21 protein-coding genes and 1 pseudogene are annotated in these 17,234 nt (G+C 43.4%); 6 read left to right on the top strand and 16 right to left on the bottom strand.

Features of this window, described 5'->3' with window-relative positions; translation table 11 throughout:
- Positions 1 to 181 precede the first annotated feature (181 nt).
- Together AYR61_RS11615 and AYR61_RS11610 are read left to right on the top strand one after the other, a co-directional pair.
- Positions 182 to 922, top strand: coding sequence for an SDR family NAD(P)-dependent oxidoreductase (locus AYR61_RS11615; protein WP_056987261.1), 741 nt, complete (start codon positions 182 to 184; stop codon positions 920 to 922).
- 36 nt (positions 923 to 958) lie between these two features.
- On the top strand, positions 959 to 1,384 hold the full coding sequence (locus AYR61_RS11610) for a MarR family winged helix-turn-helix transcriptional regulator (RefSeq protein WP_065903091.1): 426 nt from the start codon (positions 959 to 961) through the stop codon (positions 1,382 to 1,384).
- A 60-nt stretch (positions 1,385 to 1,444) separates the two neighbouring features.
- On the opposite strand, the gene AYR61_RS11605 is transcribed toward AYR61_RS11610, so the two are convergent.
- Both AYR61_RS11605 and AYR61_RS15580 read right to left on the bottom strand, forming a co-directional pair.
- On the bottom strand, positions 1,445 to 2,062 hold the full coding sequence (locus tag AYR61_RS11605; RefSeq protein ID WP_225356482.1) for an AraC family transcriptional regulator: 618 nt from the start codon (positions 2,060 to 2,062) through the stop codon (positions 1,445 to 1,447).
- Entirely contained in the window at positions 2,059 to 2,280 is a 222-nt protein-coding gene (locus AYR61_RS15580; RefSeq protein ID WP_225356481.1) for an AraC family ligand binding domain-containing protein, read from the bottom strand. Before AYR61_RS15580 ends, AYR61_RS11605 begins: the two co-directional genes overlap by 4 nt.
- A 197-nt stretch (positions 2,281 to 2,477) precedes the next feature.
- Between AYR61_RS15580 and AYR61_RS11600 the strand changes: the two genes are divergently transcribed.
- The 4 genes from AYR61_RS11600 (at position 2,478) to AYR61_RS11585 (ending at position 6,313) form a co-directional block, all read left to right on the top strand.
- Positions 2,478 to 4,169: a family 43 glycosylhydrolase gene (locus AYR61_RS11600; protein ID WP_065903089.1), complete on the top strand. Its 1,692-nt coding sequence runs from the start codon at positions 2,478 to 2,480 to the stop codon at positions 4,167 to 4,169.
- Positions 4,159 to 4,638, top strand: a complete 480-nt coding sequence (locus AYR61_RS11595; RefSeq protein ID WP_054711503.1) for an MFS transporter — start codon at positions 4,159 to 4,161, stop codon at positions 4,636 to 4,638. The genes AYR61_RS11600 and AYR61_RS11595 overlap by 11 nt, the downstream gene beginning before the upstream one ends.
- Positions 4,613 to 5,401 (top strand): MFS transporter, encoded by a 789-nt coding sequence (locus AYR61_RS11590; RefSeq protein WP_225356480.1) that lies wholly within the window; start codon positions 4,613 to 4,615, stop codon positions 5,399 to 5,401. Before AYR61_RS11595 ends, AYR61_RS11590 begins: the two co-directional genes overlap by 26 nt.
- 150 nt (positions 5,402 to 5,551) lie before the next feature.
- A complete protein-coding gene (locus AYR61_RS11585) occupies positions 5,552 to 6,313 on the top strand; it encodes an alpha/beta fold hydrolase (RefSeq protein ID WP_225356542.1) in 762 nt (253 codons plus the stop codon).
- 181 nt (positions 6,314 to 6,494) lie between these two features.
- On the opposite strand, the gene AYR61_RS11580 is transcribed toward AYR61_RS11585, so the two are convergent.
- From AYR61_RS11580 to AYR61_RS11525, 14 genes and pseudogenes are all read right to left on the bottom strand, one after another.
- Entirely contained in the window at positions 6,495 to 6,893 is a 399-nt protein-coding gene (locus AYR61_RS11580) for a MerR family transcriptional regulator (RefSeq protein WP_054711499.1), read from the bottom strand.
- Positions 6,894 to 6,897: 4 nt separating this feature from the next.
- Complete coding sequence (locus AYR61_RS11575) at positions 6,898 to 8,232, bottom strand: MFS transporter (protein WP_054711497.1); 1,335 nt, start codon at positions 8,230 to 8,232, stop codon at positions 6,898 to 6,900.
- A gap of 185 nt (positions 8,233 to 8,417) precedes the next feature.
- On the bottom strand, positions 8,418 to 8,633 hold the full coding sequence (locus tag AYR61_RS15575; RefSeq protein ID WP_263850092.1) for an aldo/keto reductase: 216 nt from the start codon (positions 8,631 to 8,633) through the stop codon (positions 8,418 to 8,420).
- Positions 8,617 to 9,204 carry an aldo/keto reductase gene (locus AYR61_RS11570; protein WP_225356479.1) on the bottom strand — a complete coding sequence of 196 codons (588 nt, stop codon included), beginning with the start codon at positions 9,202 to 9,204 and terminating at the stop codon, positions 8,617 to 8,619. The genes AYR61_RS15575 and AYR61_RS11570 overlap by 17 nt, the downstream gene beginning before the upstream one ends.
- A 59-nt stretch (positions 9,205 to 9,263) precedes the next feature.
- Positions 9,264 to 9,917, bottom strand: a complete 654-nt coding sequence (locus AYR61_RS11565) for a nitroreductase (protein ID WP_065903087.1) — start codon at positions 9,915 to 9,917, stop codon at positions 9,264 to 9,266.
- A gap of 41 nt (positions 9,918 to 9,958) precedes the next feature.
- Positions 9,959 to 10,819, bottom strand: a complete 861-nt coding sequence (locus AYR61_RS11560; RefSeq protein WP_065903085.1) for an NmrA family NAD(P)-binding protein — start codon at positions 10,817 to 10,819, stop codon at positions 9,959 to 9,961.
- 24 nt (positions 10,820 to 10,843) lie between these two features.
- Positions 10,844 to 11,725 carry an NAD(P)H-binding protein gene (locus AYR61_RS11555; RefSeq protein WP_054711490.1) on the bottom strand — a complete coding sequence of 294 codons (882 nt, stop codon included), beginning with the start codon at positions 11,723 to 11,725 and terminating at the stop codon, positions 10,844 to 10,846.
- Positions 11,726 to 11,756: 31 nt separating this feature from the next.
- Positions 11,757 to 12,623, bottom strand: a pseudogene (locus tag AYR61_RS11550) (aldo/keto reductase).
- Between the two features lie 74 nt (positions 12,624 to 12,697).
- Positions 12,698 to 13,483, bottom strand: coding sequence for a glucose-1-dehydrogenase (locus AYR61_RS11545; protein WP_054711487.1), 786 nt, complete (start codon positions 13,481 to 13,483; stop codon positions 12,698 to 12,700).
- A gap of 14 nt (positions 13,484 to 13,497) precedes the next feature.
- Positions 13,498 to 14,355, bottom strand: a complete 858-nt coding sequence (locus AYR61_RS11540) for a GRP family sugar transporter (protein WP_065903079.1) — start codon at positions 14,353 to 14,355, stop codon at positions 13,498 to 13,500.
- Between the two features lie 81 nt (positions 14,356 to 14,436).
- Positions 14,437 to 15,162, bottom strand: a complete 726-nt coding sequence (locus AYR61_RS11535) for an SDR family NAD(P)-dependent oxidoreductase (protein ID WP_065903078.1) — start codon at positions 15,160 to 15,162, stop codon at positions 14,437 to 14,439.
- 52 nt (positions 15,163 to 15,214) lie between these two features.
- A complete protein-coding gene (locus tag AYR61_RS11530; RefSeq protein WP_054710949.1) occupies positions 15,215 to 16,063 on the bottom strand; it encodes an aldo/keto reductase in 849 nt (282 codons plus the stop codon).
- A 274-nt stretch (positions 16,064 to 16,337) separates the two neighbouring features.
- Positions 16,338 to 16,469 (bottom strand): cupin domain-containing protein, encoded by a 132-nt coding sequence (locus AYR61_RS15730; RefSeq protein ID WP_263850091.1) that lies wholly within the window; start codon positions 16,467 to 16,469, stop codon positions 16,338 to 16,340.
- Between the two features lie 286 nt (positions 16,470 to 16,755).
- Positions 16,756 to 17,133 carry a DUF2255 family protein gene (locus AYR61_RS11525; RefSeq protein ID WP_054710951.1) on the bottom strand — a complete coding sequence of 126 codons (378 nt, stop codon included), beginning with the start codon at positions 17,131 to 17,133 and terminating at the stop codon, positions 16,756 to 16,758.
- Positions 17,134 to 17,234: the final 101 nt, after the last annotated feature.

Raw genomic sequence — 17,234 nt, 5'->3', positions numbered from 1 at the left:
TCGTCGGTGATTGATATTCTTGATTACTTACTTGGAATAATTTTTGTTATGTTAACTAGACTACCAAAGCGTTAATATTTACCAGCGAAATTAAGGTTCAGTTTAGGTTCCTATGCCTTGACAGCGTTTATAATTGTATGTACAGTCAACAACAATTACTTTAAAAAGGATGGTTCCAAACATGTCTCAATTAAAAAACGCCGTCATCACTGGCGGTACTTCTGGTATTGGCCTCGCCACTGCCCTTCGCCTCACGCACACTTACGACAATGTCATCGTGATCGGCCGCAACGCAACCAAAGCACAACAGGTAGCCCAGGAGTACCCGAAGCTCATCGTATTGACAGCTGATCTTTCACAGGTAAGTGCCATCAGATCAGTGTTTGCCCAAATCAAAGAACAGTTTACCCATATTGATACCCTGTTTGCCAATGCTGGCTTTGGGGTGTTTAAACCCTTTGATCGCATTACAGAAGCGGATTTCGATGCGCAAGTAAACCTGAACTACAAAGGCACCTTTTTCACGATTCAACAGGCACTGCCATTAATGCCAACGGACGCCAGTATAATCATCAACGAATCCTGGACTTACCACCGCGGTCTGGCTGATGCTAGTCTCTACTCCTCAACAAAATCCGCCATCGCCTACCTCGTCAAAAGTCTGGCCCTTGAACTTGCGGATCGCCGCATCCGTATTAACGCAGTGTCACCAGGCTACACCAACACCGAACAATTCAATGAAACAACGATTGCGACTGACCGACTCACTAAGATGATGGCCAATGTGCCCGCGGGTCGATTTGGGACTGCGGATGAGATCGCTAAAGCAGTAGCATTTTTAGCATCTAATGTTGCCAGCTACGTCAACGGCCAAGAGCTCGTGATCGACGGCGGCATGACCAGTGTTCAAGCGGGTGTATAATTTGTTTAACATCCCACTTTAAAAAGGAGTATCCAAATGAGTAAAATTGATTTTGCGGACTGTCTCTATTTTTCCAGCGCCCGCTTCACGCGACTAATTACCAAAATTAGTGACCAGCAGTTCAAACGCGTTGGCCTGTCCCCGACCGCGGCCTTCATTTTAATGTCGTTGAATGACGGCGACGACGTGTCACCTTCGCAATTAGCGGATGACCTGTCACTCGATCGCTCAACCATTACCCGCTTTTTAGACAAACTTGAACAACGCACCCTGATCACGCGAACCGCAAACGGCCGCAGCGTCATTGTCACGCTGACGATCGATGGCAAGCAGCTGCAACCCACACTGAAACAGTTATGGGCGGATCTAAACCGGTCTTACCAGCGGCTGTTGACAGTTGGCGGGGAAGCCCAGCTGCGGGGGGTGTTGAATACGGCGTTTGAGGACGCACGCGAGAAGTAGTCATTCCCAAGTTTTCAAGAACCAAAATAACATTTCCATTTAAATAAAATGCAAAACGCACTACAGCCCGTCTTGAACTGTAGTGCGTTTTTGTTGTGCTCGACGTCGGACCTCATTTGGCAAGCTACCATACTGGTCGCTAAACAATTGACGTGCGGTCCGCTTATTCGTTAATCCATGTTTGGCGTACAGTTTATCAATAGGAGTGCCAGATTTGATTAGATCTTGATAAAAGACATTGAGACGAATGTTATAGATGTAGCGAATTAAAGTGACGCCGGTTTGTGACTTAAAAAGTCGTGAAAGATAGCTGGCGTTGTATCCAAATTGACGAGCGAGCGTCTCAACCTGCAGCGGCATTGCGTAGTGTCCGTTAATGTACACAATGATCTCTTTGATACCAGACGTATCTTTCGTCAGCGGTTCATCCGCATCCGTAAAGTTTAAAATCAGTATTTTTAGCATCGTTAATAGTTGAACCCCCATATCGAAGCGATACCCCTCACGATGAGCAAGGACGATGTCATTCAGCTTCAGAAAAGACGCCACTATCTGTTGATAGCGTACTGAGTTAGAGGGGTTAATGCGAAAATTCAATGTTTCAGGGTGTTGATAGTATTGTGCAAAGAAGCTGAGCGGAATCTGCAACACAAATGCGCGGTTAGGACTGTTAGTCACATCGTGGACAACGCCAGACGAGACGACCATAAACTGTGCGGGCCAACAATGTGTGATTCCCCGTCAAACTTAAAGGTCAGTTTTCCCGACATCACGCAAACAAGTTCAATACTGCTATGCCAGTGAAACGGCACGTAACCGCTTGTGGTCACATTTGACGCATAGAAGCGAACACCAATATCCAGATTTGAGACAATTTGTTCATGATGGGCTGTCATTAATTGTAACCCTCCTAAAAGTGACATTTCTTACCTATAAGCATTAATTTAATGACACAACCAACTGAAACGATTGATGTGTATTCGCTTTCATAATACCATGAATCTCGTTCACTAGACAGTCATCGTTTCAGCTCACTATTAAGAAAGCGCCTGTTTAATGCAATTATCAACAATAGAAATGGAAGTGTTTAATAATGGCAACCATTCAAAATCCAATTATTTCTGGAATGGCACCTGACCCATCAATTATTCGTGTGGGTGATGATTATTACATTGCAACCTCAACTTTTCACTGGACCCCTGCCGTTCAAATTTTTCATTCAACGGACCTAGTTAATTGGCAACTACTGACCTACGCATTAACCAATCATGAAATTGATCTTCGCGGGACCAGTACACCAGCAGGTATCTGGGCACCCCACCTGTCATATGATCCAACCACGAAGAAGTTTTGGTTAGCCTATTCCCACATGCAAAACATGGCTGGTCGAGAATTTAATTCAGACTCCTTTGCGATGTGGGCGACGGATATTGAAGGGCCCTGGTCAAAGCCCATTTATTTAACTTCGATCGGGTTTGATCCAGCTTTATTACACGCAGAGAATGGTAAACATTACCTATCAATTTTGGAATGGGAAACTCGAACTGGGTATCAAGCCCCCGGCCACATTGTCATTGCCGAAGTGGACCTGGATAATGGTGGTATCATTGGCGATTGGCATCGCGTCACAACCGGCTTTACCACACGCGGTTGTGCTGAAGCTCCACAGCTCTATCAGCACAACGGCTATTATTACCTCCTACTCGCGGCTGGTGGCACTGGTTACGCACATGGTGTAGAAATTGGCCGTTCGAAACGGATTTTCGGTCCTTACGAGTCGGACCCAACAAACGAACCAATTATTACCTCATCGCCTAACCATTTGTTTTCACTGGGTGACCCCGACGCTGGGCACTTCGAAATGTTTAATCCTAAGGCACAAATTCAAAAATCCGGCCATGGATCACTCGTTCAAACGACCGACGGCGAATGGTACGTTGCGCATCTGATGTCTCGCCCGTTACCAAACACAAAATTAAATCCTCTTGGCCGCGAAACGGCACTCCAAAAAATGACATGGACAGCCGATGGGTGGCTACGGATGGCAGACGGGTCTAACTTAGCAAAAGCCACTGTTGAGGCGCCGAAAAACAGTTCTGACGTCAGGCAGGATCTTACGCTTAACGACATTCATGAGGACTTCCAAGGCGCAACTTATGACAACCGTTTTATGACCCCTTATCGTGAGCAAAAATCTGCTTGGGTCAACACCACTTCAAATCCTGGTCAGTTAACAATTAAAGGTGAAAACTCTTTCTTCTCAAAGTTAAACCCAGCCATTATGGCCACCCGCGCAACCTCGTTCAATTATTCGGTCACAACTCAATTAACCTTTAAACCAACGCACTATTCACAAACTGCGGGATTGGGGTTGTACTACGATTCAAATAATTGGGTCTATCTGCACCTCACTCAAGCCGAAAATGAAAGCGGTACCGTTTTAAAGTTACTGCAGGCAAAACTCGGTGAGCGGATTGACCACGTGTTTACTGAAATTGCCGTTCCTAATAGCACGGCAGAGTTGCAGTTAACGTACGTCAATGGCAGTCTGTCTTTATTCGATCGTTTACCTGAACAATCAGCATGGACGCCATTTGGTAAGACACTAGATGTCACTTATCTATCTGATGAAGGTGTCAACGGTGATCCAGGTGAGATCGGTGGTTTCACTGGCCTGTTTAATTTTATTGGCAGTGTCGACGCTTACCAGCACAACTCACACGCCGAATTTAACTACTATACCGTCATCAATCACGAACAAGGAGACCATAATAATGGAAAATAAAACTACGATTTCGCTTAAACGACTGGTGCCAGGACTCATTATTGGTCCCGCCAGTTGGTTGGGTCCCTACATCGTCATGAATAGCTTGTTTCTCCCTGCATTAATTCAACACTTAGATGCCGCTAATAAGGTTAACCTTGTTGCGCTGTTCTCAACCTGTGGCATGATTGTCGCTGCACTTTCAAACATGATTGCAGGTGCGCTTTCAGATAAGACCCGCTCTCGTTTTGGCAAGCGAGCACCCTGGATTATTGGTGGCGCCTTCGTCTTCATGTTAGCCATGATCCTGGCTTCATTTTCAACAACCATTCCATACCTACTAATTGCCTGGATGGTTGGTCAAGCCGCCCTAAACTTTATTGTTGCACCAATGGTGGCCTGGATCGATTTTTGCCCCAAAGGATGGTCGTGGCACCGCATCGTCAGCCTATGGTGGTTTAGGAATGGCCCTTGGGAACAATGCATTTAACGTGGTTGGCGCAATGTTGTTAGGGCAGTTTCGACTTGGGTTCATTATTTTTGGGATCTTCGCCTTCATTGGAACGCTCATTGCCGTCATCATCGTTCATGAGCCAAGCAATCTTGCTGAACAAACAGCGCAGCCCAAAGAAAAGAAAAGACGGATGTCCCTCAAAGATTTAGAATCCATCTTTCCAAGCTGGCATGTTGGCCGTGATTATTATCTGGCTTTAATCGGAAAACTCTTCCAAGGGGTTGGAAACTTCGCCATTACAGGATACATCCTCTACATCATGACCGATTTTCTTCACAGAGGTAATCAGACCCAGTCTTCAATCCAACTTATCAATGCAATCATGTTGGTATTCGGTATTTTAATGGGATTTGTTGCTGGGCCCCTTTCAGACAAATTTAAAGTGTTAAAATGGCCAGTCGGCTTCTCCACGATCTTTCTGGCAATCGGCACCCTGTCACTCTTCTTATTACGTAACAACACGGGAATCATCATCTACGCCTTTGCAGCTGGTCTTGGGATGGGTATTTGGAACTCACTCGATAATCTGTTGAACCTAGAAGTTATTCCAGATCCGGATCGAGTCGCGTTCTTCCTTGGTATTTATAATCTTGGCAATACCATTACGCAAGCCATTGCACCAGTGATTGCTGCTGCCGTGATAGCCTGGTTCGGTTTCTCTGCCATCTTCATCGTTTCATTCATTTTCTCATTGATTGGTGGTATTTCAATGCTATGCATCAAGTCAGTCAAACGATAACTACTCAAAAGTCATGATACGCTATCATGACTTTTTATAGTTTCTTAATAATAACTGATTCTGTTTACATTAAAATATAATTAGAATAAAATATATTCTAATTTCAGGAGGCAACATCATGGCTCAATACATAACTTCAGATGACCACAAATTTACTTCACCGACACAGGATCTGGTCCTGCGCTGCTTCTTGCCCACGGTTACGGGTGTACGAGTCGCTATTTTAAAAATAACATTCCTGAACTCAGCAAACACTTTCGGGTCATTGCAGTCGATCTTCGTGGTCAGGGACACTCAAACAAAGCGACAAAGGGTCCCCGTGTATCACGGTTAGCAACTGATATTCACGAACTGCTAATCTCACTCAACCTCACGAATGTGACCTATCTTGGATGGTCAATGGGTGCCTCGGTTGGGTGGTGTTACTGGGACTTGTTTGGTTCCGACCGCTTAGCGAAATTTATCTTCGTCGATGAGCCAGCTTTAGCAGCTGCCGACCCGGATAACCCAACAGGTGCCATGTCAATGGACGATTTAATTGCATTCCAAAACAACATGCGTGACCATACGGACCAAACAATAGAAACATTCATCCGTTCCCTTTTACATAAAACCACCCTGAATATTGATGATCTTGTCACTGATTCACAATTAGGCAACGGCAACTTCTTATCGCAACTTATCTTCAACCACCATGTGTTAGATTGGAGTGATGTGTTGCCGACCATTACGTTGCCAAGTTTGGTACTCTCAGGAGAAAACAGTCTTGTTAACTGGAAGAGTACAAAGCATGTGAGTGATTTGATACCAAATAGTCAATTTGTGCGGTTTAGTGATGCAGGCCACATGCTGTTTTTTGAGTATCCAGAAAAGTTTAATCAGGTTGTGACTGAATTCACCAATGATTTTTAATATTGTTGATGCCTAGAAACAAGTCTGGTCATTTTTTGCGACCCTATTTTTAAACAACTACTAAAAACCACCTCTCTCAAACTGGGAAAGGTGGTTTTGAAATTCTTCAAATTAATGACAGCACCAAAATAATGGGTCTCACTATTTTTCATTTTTCAATCGTTTCAATTGGGATTAGCATCTAAACACAGGGTTTCTTTTGGTTCACTGAAACAACCCCTTCTAAATCTTGCTTATACGTATCGAAATAGTCAATTTTATGCGTGATCCAAGACAAAGAATCTTGTAACCCAGAAATTTGCCGTTCCAATTCCTTTCGCTGATTTTTCAAAAGAGCCAACCTCTCAGCACGCGTCGACTGCCCCACCTGAACCATAGCGACATACCGCCTTATTTGTTCGAGTGAGACATGCGCGCGGCGTAAAGAGCGAATATAATGGATCCACTTTAAATCGTCACTGGTATAATCCCGATTGCCACTTTTGTTTTTCTGAATGGGCGGAATAATCCCTTCTCTTTCATAATAATAGAGCGTTTGAATCGAGATATTAAACTGCTGACTTACCTCGGAAATTCTCATTTTATCATTTCTTTTCTACATGAATCATCAGTGATAGTCCAGTACAGACAATCGTCAAAATAAGGCCGACAAACATGGCTATCCGAAACTGACCGGCAATATTTTGAGCGTTGACTAGTGCAGAACTAATATTGACCATGATGGCTAAACCAAGAACACTGCCCAATTGATGGGCAGTATTAACCATCCCTGAAGCGACTCCGGTCTGAGCAGTTGGCACATCCGCGATCCCAAAATTTGTCAACGGCGTCAATCCCAGTCCCTGACCTATGCCAAACAAAATCATTGGCATAATGACCGTCGTCAAATAACCGTGGTTACCGCCAATCCAAATCCACAAAAAACCGATAACTAACAAAACATTGGCTAAAATTAAGGTGTGCTTATTATCCCAATTCATAATCAGTCGAGGAACCAAAATGGCGGTGATAAATAGAGTCAACGTCATTGGTAAAAACGCAAATCCAGTGAGCAATGGTGTAGCATGCAAAACCTCCTGCAAATATTCGGAAATAAAAAACCAAAAGCCCATCATCGCGCCTACGAATAGCGCACGAATCGAATATGCCAGAACACGCTGCCTGCTATGAAAAATTGACAGCGGCATGATTGGTGCTTGATTCTTCTTCTCATAGCCAACAAAAGTGCTCAAAAGGATTAGGGCGATTATCAAAAATAGTACACCATTTTTTGCGCCGTTCACTGCATACACAAGTATGCCCGAACCAATAACTGACAGAACAGTACCGATCCAATCAAATGATTCATGGCGCACACGCGACTTTTTTAAAGTGACTACTGAAAGACACAACATGACTAAAGCGACCGGTACGTTTAAATAAAAGCCGATCCGCCAAGACAAATAGCTGGCAAGAACACCGCCCAAAACTAGACCCACACTAGCACCCAATCCGGAAATAGAACTGTACCAGGCAATCGCCCTCACCAATGCCGGTCCTTCAAAATAGTCCATCAGCAGTGCCATTGACGTTGGTGCCAATATTGCGGCCCCAATGCCCTGTAAAAAACGCGCTGCAATCATCACAACTGTTTGGTCGGTAAATCCAGCAATCAGAGAACCAATACTAAAAATCACTAATGCCATGTTCAAAACACGCCTGCGACCGAGTAGATCACTAAGACGACCACTTAACAAAATAAAGCTGCCAAACGCTAAGCCATACGCATTTTGAACCCAAGAAAGTCCTAACTGATCGAGATGGAGATCAGCAGATATTTTAGTCAACCCGGTAATCACAATTGACGTACTTAACGCTGTCAAAAAATAACTTAATAGTGCAATTATCAATACAATTCGTTGTTTTACTTTTGATGTCAAAATAGAAGCCCCTTTCAGTAACAACGCAAAATAGCATAGTCTCTATACCGTGCTATAGGTCAAGAGATAACTGCAATTTAGGATTAAACGAGCTAATTTGACATCCAAAAAAGAGAAATGGGAACCCTCATTTCTCTTTTTAAACGGTTTAGTAAGCCTTTTCGGCCATCGAAGCCGGCCAATTTTTAATTTGAGTGATGCTTGTCAAACTTGCGTAATGACGCGATTTCTTCATCCGTCATTGTAAATCCGAGACTATCAAGATTGCTCTTTTGATGGTCAATATTCATTGATTTTGGAATAACAACGATGCCCTGTTGCGTCAAGAACCGAAGAAGCACCTGTGCCGGGGTTGCCTGATACTTTTCAGCTAACAGTTGAATTTCAGGCAATTTCATCATTGTTGACCCCCTGACTTTCTGCTAATGGTGCCCATGCTTCGTGGACGATACCCAACTCTTGCAGAATCGGACTCATTTTTTGCTGTTGCCAGAAGAGATGGGTCTCAATTTGATCAACAGCTGGTACAGTATCACTGGCTTTCACTAAATCCTTTAGTTGCTGGCCGTTAAAGTTGCTCACACCAATGGCTCTAATTTTACCAGCCTTAACGCCGTCCTCTAGTGCCCGATACGTTTCCAGACTTTCCTTCGTAGGCCAATGAATGATCAGCATATCAAAATAATCTGTCCCTAACCGTTGTAAAGAAGCGTCTAACCCCTGGCTTGTTTCAGTGTAACCACGCGTTTGCGTTTTCGACGTTATGAAAAATTCCGAGCGATCAATGCCGCTTGCTTGAATAGCCGAACCAACCCCTGCTTCGTTGCCATAGACTTGAGCAGTGTCAAAACTACGATAACCCGCCGCGATTGCTTGACTCACAGCATCTGCAGTTGCCTTCAGCGGCGTCTGAAAAGTCCCATAACCAATGATCGGCATTTTTATACCATTGTTGAGGGTAACAAAGTCCATGATTGCGTCCTCCTAAAATTTAGTGTCATCATGTGAGAAGCCAAATTGATTATTCCAGTTTACTTAACAACAGTTAACACGTCATCCACAGGCTCCCGTTCTGAAGTAATCCCATTAATCGTCGCGTCATCTTGTTTATATCCTAATGCAATTCCCACGATAATCCGTTCGTTCTTGGAAATTGGCAACGTCTCACGCAGTATTTGCGGGTACATGACTAAGTAATAGGCTGTCATCGAGTCTAGCCCCTGTTCCTTAGCAGCAAGCAAAATATTGTCCGCGAAGAGTCCTAAGTCAAACATTGACCATTCGGCATGATTTTTGGGAAGCGTTAGATACAGGATCAGCTGGGCATTGTACAGTTTCAAGGCAGCATCATTATTGTATTTTTGCCATTCTGACCCAATTGCATCTGGAATTGAAGCATACCATTTTGCCATGTTATCCTGTTTTTCTTTTGGAAAACTGCTTCGAGATACTGTGGGCACTTCAGTCTTGCTGGCCGCCCCAGTCCGAACTGCGTTGGCTTGCCGTTGACGAATGAGTTCAAGGGTCGTACCAGTTGCAGCATAAACGTGTGCCGGTTGCGAGTTGACCCACGATGGCGCAAGTTGTGCGAGTGATATAATTTTTCGAATTTGATCCTCTGAAATTTTTTGGTCAGTGAAAGCTCTGGTTGAATGTCGTTGTGTGATTGCTTCTTCAACTTTCATTTTGTGATTAGGTTCCTCCTTATTAAAAGGGGGTACACCCCTTATTTTTGATAGTGCGCTTTTAGGAAACTTGGCATTGGTTGTGCATCATGTCCCGTGATTTGCTTAAAGTCGTCTGTAACCGTACTGAGTAACCCAAGATTGCCAGCATGGTACATCGAGCCTAGCTCGACGCCATCACCCTCAGCTCGATAAGCCTCAATAAACGCGCTGAGTGTCATGGGGGCGTAACCGATCTTAGCACCCGTAATATCGCTCATAATTGTTGCCAAGGTATCCATGTCGTAGGATTCAGGTTGCGTAAGCGTGTATAGCTGCCCGTTATTGCGAAGCGCCGGCGTTGTCGCCACGGTAGCAATTGCTTCAGCACTGTCATTTCTTGATATATAAGATAGTGGTGCTTGGCCAACAGGGTAAATAATTGCGCCGCGCTCGATCAACTCCGGTAAATAGGGTACGAGTGGGTCAGCATACATGGCATTTTTTAAAACAGCAAAATGCAGATCAGTTGATGCTAAACGCCGCGGTACATACCCAAAATAGGACGACATCACAAATGGATTTCGTTCCTGGTCGGCATAAAAACCGACGTAGACCATATTCTTAATGCCTGTGGTTTGAACCGCTTGTAACGTCTTTTCAAATTCACTGACAGCCTGCAGGACATTATAAATATTACTTGGAATATACACGAGCACATCCGTCCCTTGAAAAGCGTCAACCATGCTCGTCACATCAGCATAGTCGATCGTCCGAGTCTCAATGCCCTTTTGTTCAAATAACGATGCCTTCTTAGGGTTGTGAATTGTCGCGCGAACATCACTCGGTGTAACATCCGCTAGCAGCTGATCAACAACTAATTGACCTAAATTTCCAGTTGCCCCTGTCACTGTGTACTTCATATTTACGCCTCCAAATAGGATGATTTACAACAAACCATCCTGTTTCATTGTTAAAAGTGTCTGCTTGGGAAACAAAACGTTCTCTTTACCAATAATCTGCTGCAAGTCTAAAGATGTGTGGGAAGCCCAACCATCCTGATAACTTGCATGAATCTTGTACTGCTGTAAGACATCAGGTACGCCCAAATCACTGAGTGCTTGTTTTATCTCCTCAGGCGACTCATCAGTATTTTGAATCACCCTTTGCGTGATTTCTGAAAGATCCGCAGTGATATCTTTAAACGTGTAAGGTCGGGGTGTTGTCAAGTTGAACGTCTGATTAAGATAACCATCCTGAGTTAGTACCGTCGCTGCCGCTAAAGCGTAATTTGCACGCGGGGCAAAATTCAACCCAGCATTGCTCGTGTTACTGTAAACAACCCCGTGGTCGGCTTCAAACTTTAGTTCAACTGGATCCAAGTTGACCTCTGAATAAAAGGAATTCCGCAATATGGTATACGGTATCCCACTAGCTTTAACCATATATTCAGTTGCCAAATGCCAATTTTTCATCGGCATCGTCGTTTTCTCAGGGAAAGCCAGTCCAACGTAAACAATTTGACTGACACCAGCATTTCTGGCAGCTTTGATCACATTGAGATGATCTTGCATAAAGGCAATGTGATCGGGGTCGTTTGTTGAAATGAGCAATAGCCTTTCAACCCCATTTAATGTGGCAGCTGAAAATTGAGCATCATGGTAATCTGCTTCTCGGACGGTAATGCCTGCATCAATGAACTGGCTTGCTTTTTGACGATCACGATAAAAAGCCAAAATATCGGCTGGACGTACTTTTAGTTTCAACAACTGTTCAATCACATCGTGCCCAAGGTGACCAGTAGCACCGAATACGCCTATTTTCCCCAATTAAGCACTTCCTTTTACACTTACAGCTTACTCAATCATTCGCATGAACGTCATACGCACCAAGTAACATTTCTGCTGCCCCCGGTGTGTCTGGATCCCAAGCTGCTTTGCCACGGTCAAGTGCTCGAATTGTATCCATCTCACTGTCTGTGAGTTCAAAATCAAAGATAGCCATGTTGCTCTTCATTCTTGATTCATGAACCGAACGTGGAAAAACGATTGCCCCTTCTTGATGTTCAAAACGCAGAATGATTTGTCCCGCATCTTTGTTGTACTTGTCAGCTAACTGTTCAATGACTGGTTCAGTGAATAAATCTTTATTCCCCTGCCCCAACGGTGCCCATGCCTCTAGTTTGACGTTACTATCGGCCATGATTTTTCGGATTTCTTTTTGCTGCAAATACGGATTGTACTGAATTTGATTAACGGAAGGTAACGTACTAAATTGTGGGACGAAACGATTCCAAATTTTTGGCGTCATGTTTGAAACCCCAATTGAGCGGATCTTACCATCACGTTTGGCTTCTTCCATTGCTTTCCAAGCACCAGGAACGTCGCCATAAGGCTGATGAATGAGATACAAGTCAATATAATCCAGACCTAATTTCTTTAACGAAACATCGATTGCTGCTTTAGCAGGCTCATAGCCGTAATCTTACAGCCATAATTTACTTGTGATCCAAATTTGCTCTCGTGGAATGCCGCTATCGCGAACTGCTTGGCCGACTTCGTTTTCATTAAAATATGCCACAGCCGTATCAATATGTCGATACCCATCCTTTAAAGCTGTCGACACTGCTTTATAAGTACTGCCGTCACTCGGAATTTCAAATGTCCCAAAACCAATTGCAGGAATTTCAGTGCCATCGTTTAATTGAATAGTTGGTATTTCACTCATGTTGATCTCTCCTTTTACTAGATAAACTTTTACGAAATAGGTCGATAATAATCGTTACTATTATCAAGGATAAACTAGCCTTGACCGTCTTTGAAAGCAGGATAAAGTGTCATGCCGCCATCGACGAATAAAGTGATGCCAGTGACATAGCTAGATTCAGAAGACGCCAACCACGCAGCGGCGGCAGCTACTTCTTCTGGCGTTCCAATACGATTCATTGGAACCATATTAACTGTCTGGTTATACTGCGCTTTATCTGCAAATTTTGTTGCATTAATTGGTGTATTAATCGCTCCAGGTCCAATAGCATTAACTCGGATATTGTCTTTAGCATATTCCATCGCAATCGTCTGTGTGAAAAGTTTGACACTACCTTTGGCAGCAGCATAGCTTGCGAACGTTGGCCATGGAATACGTTCATGCACTGATGACAAGTTGATAATATTGTCTGGTTTGTTTTTCTCTTTAAAATAAGCCAAAGCTGTTCGAGAACCAAGGAAAACACCAGTCTGATCAATCGCAGTGACCTTGTTCCAATCATCAAGTGAGAGCTCATGGGTAGGTGACTTAATCTCCATTCCGGCGTTGTTCACCCAAACATCTAGATCGCCAAAAGCATCAAGTGCCGCCGCCATTAGACTGTTAACACCCTCTTCATTAGCCACATTAGCCTGTGCAATTACGGCTTGACCACCAGCTTTTGTAACGATATCTGCTGTTTGTTGAGCGCCCTTAGGATCGCTATTGTAGTTGATCACAACGTTCATGCCCTCTTGACCAAAACGTTCGGCAATTGACGCACCAATCCCTTTTGAGCCACCTGTGATAACAGCAATCTTTCCCTTTAAGTCTTCGTACATAAGTGTCACACTCCTTAAATGAATGTTGTGATAACAGCACCGCCAACAATTAAAATTAAGCCGCCTAATGTCGCGAACAATTCTCGCCGTGACTTTTTTTCTTTCAAAATCAATAGACCGCCAAGTGTCGAAATCACAACGGACAGCTGTGAAATAATAAATGCGGTGTTCACACCGTTTTCACGAACTGACAAGATATAGGTCAGTGAAGCTACAGAGAAAACAACACCGCCGATGATGTTACGCCAGCTGGCACTTTCTCGAAATGCAGCTCCCTGACGCGTGAACAACAAATAAACAAGAACGGCCAGAACCATGCCAATCGATTCAGGTAAAAAGATGGCAATCCCTGAATCAGATAAAGCTTTAGGGATTGCGTTATACGTAATAAACCCAATCGTCGTGAACACTAACATGATGATTGTGCCTCTGTTTCCCTTATTAGATAACGTATCTTTCTTGTCCCGAATTGAGGTTAAGATAACACCAACAATTAAGATGAGAATGCCGAGTGCACCAATTAGTTTGGCCGTAACGGTGCTCCATTCACCAAAAATGACAACACCGACCAGTGACGTTCCTACCAGCTGCAGGCCAGTTGAAATTGGCATTGTTTGGGCAACACCAATGGCGTCATAACCAGTATATTGTCCTAATTGGCCGACAATCCAAAATGCCCCAGCTACTAGTGCTAAGATAAAACTTTTAGTATCAATCGTTGGTCGTAAAAACAGGTCAACAATGACTGCAACGATCAAAGTTCCTAATGCCGTTCCAAAAATTTCATTAACGGGACGCCCACCAGTAGCGCTCACAACAAGTGGTAATATCCCCCAAGTAATCGCCGGCGCCAATAAAAGTAACGTACTCATGATTGATCAACACTCCCCCCTCAAAAACAGAATTCGCGAATAACAACATAAACTAATTAAAACAATTGCACCAGGAGCTAACTACCATGGTAACGGCTTTTTGTCCCGATAGAAACCACCTGTAGCGGCACCATCTGGTAACGTCGCAGCCCAAACAATACCATCAGCACCTTCCTCAACGTCTCGACCACCAAACCCGGCATCTGGGTGCGTGTTGACAACACCAGGACAGATTGCGTTCACAATGATGCCATCCTTCTCAAACTCACGCGCCATTTTGATGGTTAAGCCATTTAAGGCTAATTTAGTGAGCGCATATTCCGAAGCATCCATCCCCATCGACCCACGAAGCAAGCCATAGACCGGATCATCATAGGAACCAGCACCACTTGAAACGTTGACTAACCGAAATGAGCCAGCCTGCTTCAAAAACGGATAAAAAGCTTGAGCCACTCGCCAAGAACCAAATAAATTTGTTTTAAAGATTTTTTCTACTTGGTCAAAATTGGTGTTAACAATGTCAGCAAAGTCGCCAAAATACGCGGCATCGTTCACTAGAACGTCTAGTTGTTTAAACTGCTCTGTAAATACTTTGACCGCAATATCAACACTCTCTTGGCTCGTGATATCCATTAAAAGGCCAGAAGCGGATAAATTTTGATTATTGAGTTCGGCGACTCGGTCGTCAATTTGACTTTGTTGACGAGCTGAAATAATGACATGGTATCCCTTAGCGGCTAACTCCTTAGCAACCTCGAATCCAATGCCATCATGACGTCCAGCACCGGTAATTAAAGCTGTTTTCATATTTGTATTCGTCTCCTTTTTGTTTCCGAATGCACGAAACTGTCACTGTTAATTACTGCATTTTGAAGGCTTGTTCAATGGTTTGAGGATCACGATGGTCAAAAAATTGACTTTTGCCAGTATCTAACTGACCAATTTGTTTCATTTCATCGTCGCTTAATTGAAAATCAAAGATGTCAAGGTTTTCCTTCATCCGTGACTCATGCACAGACTTTGGAATAACAACAATATTGCGCTGAAGCAGCCATCTCAGTATCACTTGACCACTTGTTTTATGATGATCTTCAGCAATGTTTTTTAGAGTTGCATTTGCAAAAATATTTTTTTGTCCTTCTGCAAATGGTGACCATGCCTCTACCTGAACATCTTCAAATTGGTTGAATTGAATTTCCTTTTTTTGTTGATGAAAAGGGTTGACCTCAATTTGGTTCACAGCTGGTTTAATGTTAGTTGTGAGTTCCAAATTTTTAAGCTGATCAGCATAGAAGTTAGAAACACCAATTTCTCGAATCTTACCGGCTTTTTGAGCCTCGGCAAGTGCGCGCCATGCACCGAAAATATCGTTATACGGTTGATGTAACAGGTACAAATCCAGATAATCAAGTCCAAGGTTTGAAAGTGAAGTGTCAATACCCTTCTTGGCTGATTCATACGCGAAATCTGAAATCCAAAGTTTTGAAGTGATAAAGAGATCATTACGATTGATGCCACTTGTTTTAATGGCCTCACCAACGGCACTTTCATTGCCATACGCCGAAGCGGTATCAATTAATCGATACCCCAGCGAAATAGCACTTGAAACGGCTTCCTTTGCGGATCCAGTATCCGGAATCAAAACGCCAAATCCAAGTTGTGTCATTTCAGTACCATCTCTTAACGTGATTGATGGTGTCTTTTCCATACTTGAGACCTCCCTTTTATAACGATTGATGCGCAACGCATTTGTGGTTGATACAATTTTCAACGAAACTATTACCTGCAAAAGCGTGACCAACTATGGTTGAACAGAATGTATGATTTTTTTGGTAATAAATTTTCAACAATATTAGTAGTTAATGTTATGAATCCGGCAGAATTAAGCGGTCATAATGGGCTTCATCCAATGGCTTTAATTTCTCTGACTTTCCGGTAAACCATTCTAGAATACTGATCCATTGCACGTGAGTGGCACCACACTAAAAGCTTGTACCGCTCATCATTTGAATGACGTCTCCAGGATGCAACGACCGTAGTGGCCCATCTTTTTCCTGGTACCAACCGCACCCGCCAGTAACTAACAGAATCTGTCCACCAAAGTGACTTGCCATTGGCTATGTTGACCTATTGAAAAATGTGTTTGGTTTGTCTCCACTGCTTCCCATCCCACCTAAACCTTTAGTATCGTGACAAAGGATCATAACCGCCATCAGAAAATAAAACTAGCCACAAAGAACTATCGTCCTCATCACAAAATAGCAATGTTTCAAGAGCATCGATTTCTAACATATTAGAAGTCCCTTCTTTTAGGTAGTCTATTAGTAATCACATTTTTCTGATGACAACGTGGGTACTGCCAAGTCGCACAATACTAACGATTAGAGACTTCTGTCTTATTTATTTTGGTAAGACTTTCATCGTTGCTGAAGTGGGGCCTTCAGCAATCATCGGTGGTAAATATGAACTACCACTATATTTCTTAGAATAGGCCTCACTGATTTGTTGGTTTAGACCCTTATCAGCATCAGCTTTTTCAAATTCAACTTGAAACACATTGCCAGCTAATTTAATGCGACCTGCACCTTGTTTGACCGCCGATTGATACCACCGGGAAGCCCGACCATTCCATGGACGGATATATAAGTTATCACCAACAACTACTGACCATATCCAGGTTGGTGTCCCAAAGGTTTTTCCATCATCATAGAAAGGTGAGACATGAAAATCATCCGCGCGAGCGAAATCCGATAATTGTTTTTGCTGCCATATTGCCATTAATTAGCCTCCTCGTATTATATAAGTTGTTCCTTCGGTGTATTTGTAGCTCATTACTTGTGTTGCTATTTATTTGTTGGACACCACGTGATAATCTCTAA

Source organism: Secundilactobacillus paracollinoides (genome assembly GCF_001702155.1).
Classification (GTDB): domain Bacteria; phylum Bacillota; class Bacilli; order Lactobacillales; family Lactobacillaceae; genus Secundilactobacillus; species Secundilactobacillus paracollinoides.
Note: the sequence above shows the minus strand (reverse complement) of the source record. Positions and strands in the feature narration are given on the sequence as shown.

Coding starts and splice junctions, on each gene's coding strand:
- AYR61_RS11530 (WP_054710949.1), bottom strand. CDS start 16,063: ATGGAAAAGACACCATCAATCACGTTAAGAGATGGTACTGAAATGACA.
- AYR61_RS11560 (WP_065903085.1), bottom strand. CDS start 10,819: ATGAAGTACACAGTGACAGGGGCAACTGGAAATTTAGGTCAATTAGTT.
- AYR61_RS11595 (WP_054711503.1), top strand. CDS start 4,159: ATGGAAAATAAAACTACGATTTCGCTTAAACGACTGGTGCCAGGACTC.
- AYR61_RS11540 (WP_065903079.1), bottom strand. CDS start 14,355: ATGAGTACGTTACTTTTATTGGCGCCGGCGATTACTTGGGGGATATTA.
- AYR61_RS15580 (WP_225356481.1), bottom strand. CDS start 2,280: ATGACAGCCCATCATGAACAAATTGTCTCAAATCTGGATATTGGTGTT.
- AYR61_RS11600 (WP_065903089.1), top strand. CDS start 2,478: ATGGCAACCATTCAAAATCCAATTATTTCTGGAATGGCACCTGACCCA.
- AYR61_RS15575 (WP_263850092.1), bottom strand. CDS start 8,633: ATGATGAAATTGCCTGAAATTCAACTGTTAGCTGAAAAGTATCAGGCA.
- AYR61_RS11615 (WP_056987261.1), top strand. CDS start 182: ATGTCTCAATTAAAAAACGCCGTCATCACTGGCGGTACTTCTGGTATT.
- AYR61_RS11590 (WP_225356480.1), top strand. CDS start 4,613: ATGGCCCTTGGGAACAATGCATTTAACGTGGTTGGCGCAATGTTGTTA.
- AYR61_RS15730 (WP_263850091.1), bottom strand. CDS start 16,469: ATGGCAAGTCACTTTGGTGGACAGATTCTGTTAGTTACTGGCGGGTGC.
- AYR61_RS11610 (WP_065903091.1), top strand. CDS start 959: ATGAGTAAAATTGATTTTGCGGACTGTCTCTATTTTTCCAGCGCCCGC.
- AYR61_RS11565 (WP_065903087.1), bottom strand. CDS start 9,917: ATGAAAGTTGAAGAAGCAATCACACAACGACATTCAACCAGAGCTTTC.
- AYR61_RS11535 (WP_065903078.1), bottom strand. CDS start 15,162: ATGAAAACAGCTTTAATTACCGGTGCTGGACGTCATGATGGCATTGGA.
- AYR61_RS11545 (WP_054711487.1), bottom strand. CDS start 13,483: ATGTACGAAGACTTAAAGGGAAAGATTGCTGTTATCACAGGTGGCTCA.
- AYR61_RS11525 (WP_054710951.1), bottom strand. CDS start 17,133: ATGGCAATATGGCAGCAAAAACAATTATCGGATTTCGCTCGCGCGGAT.
- AYR61_RS11580 (WP_054711499.1), bottom strand. CDS start 6,893: ATGAGAATTTCCGAGGTAAGTCAGCAGTTTAATATCTCGATTCAAACG.
- AYR61_RS11570 (WP_225356479.1), bottom strand. CDS start 9,204: ATGGACTTTGTTACCCTCAACAATGGTATAAAAATGCCGATCATTGGT.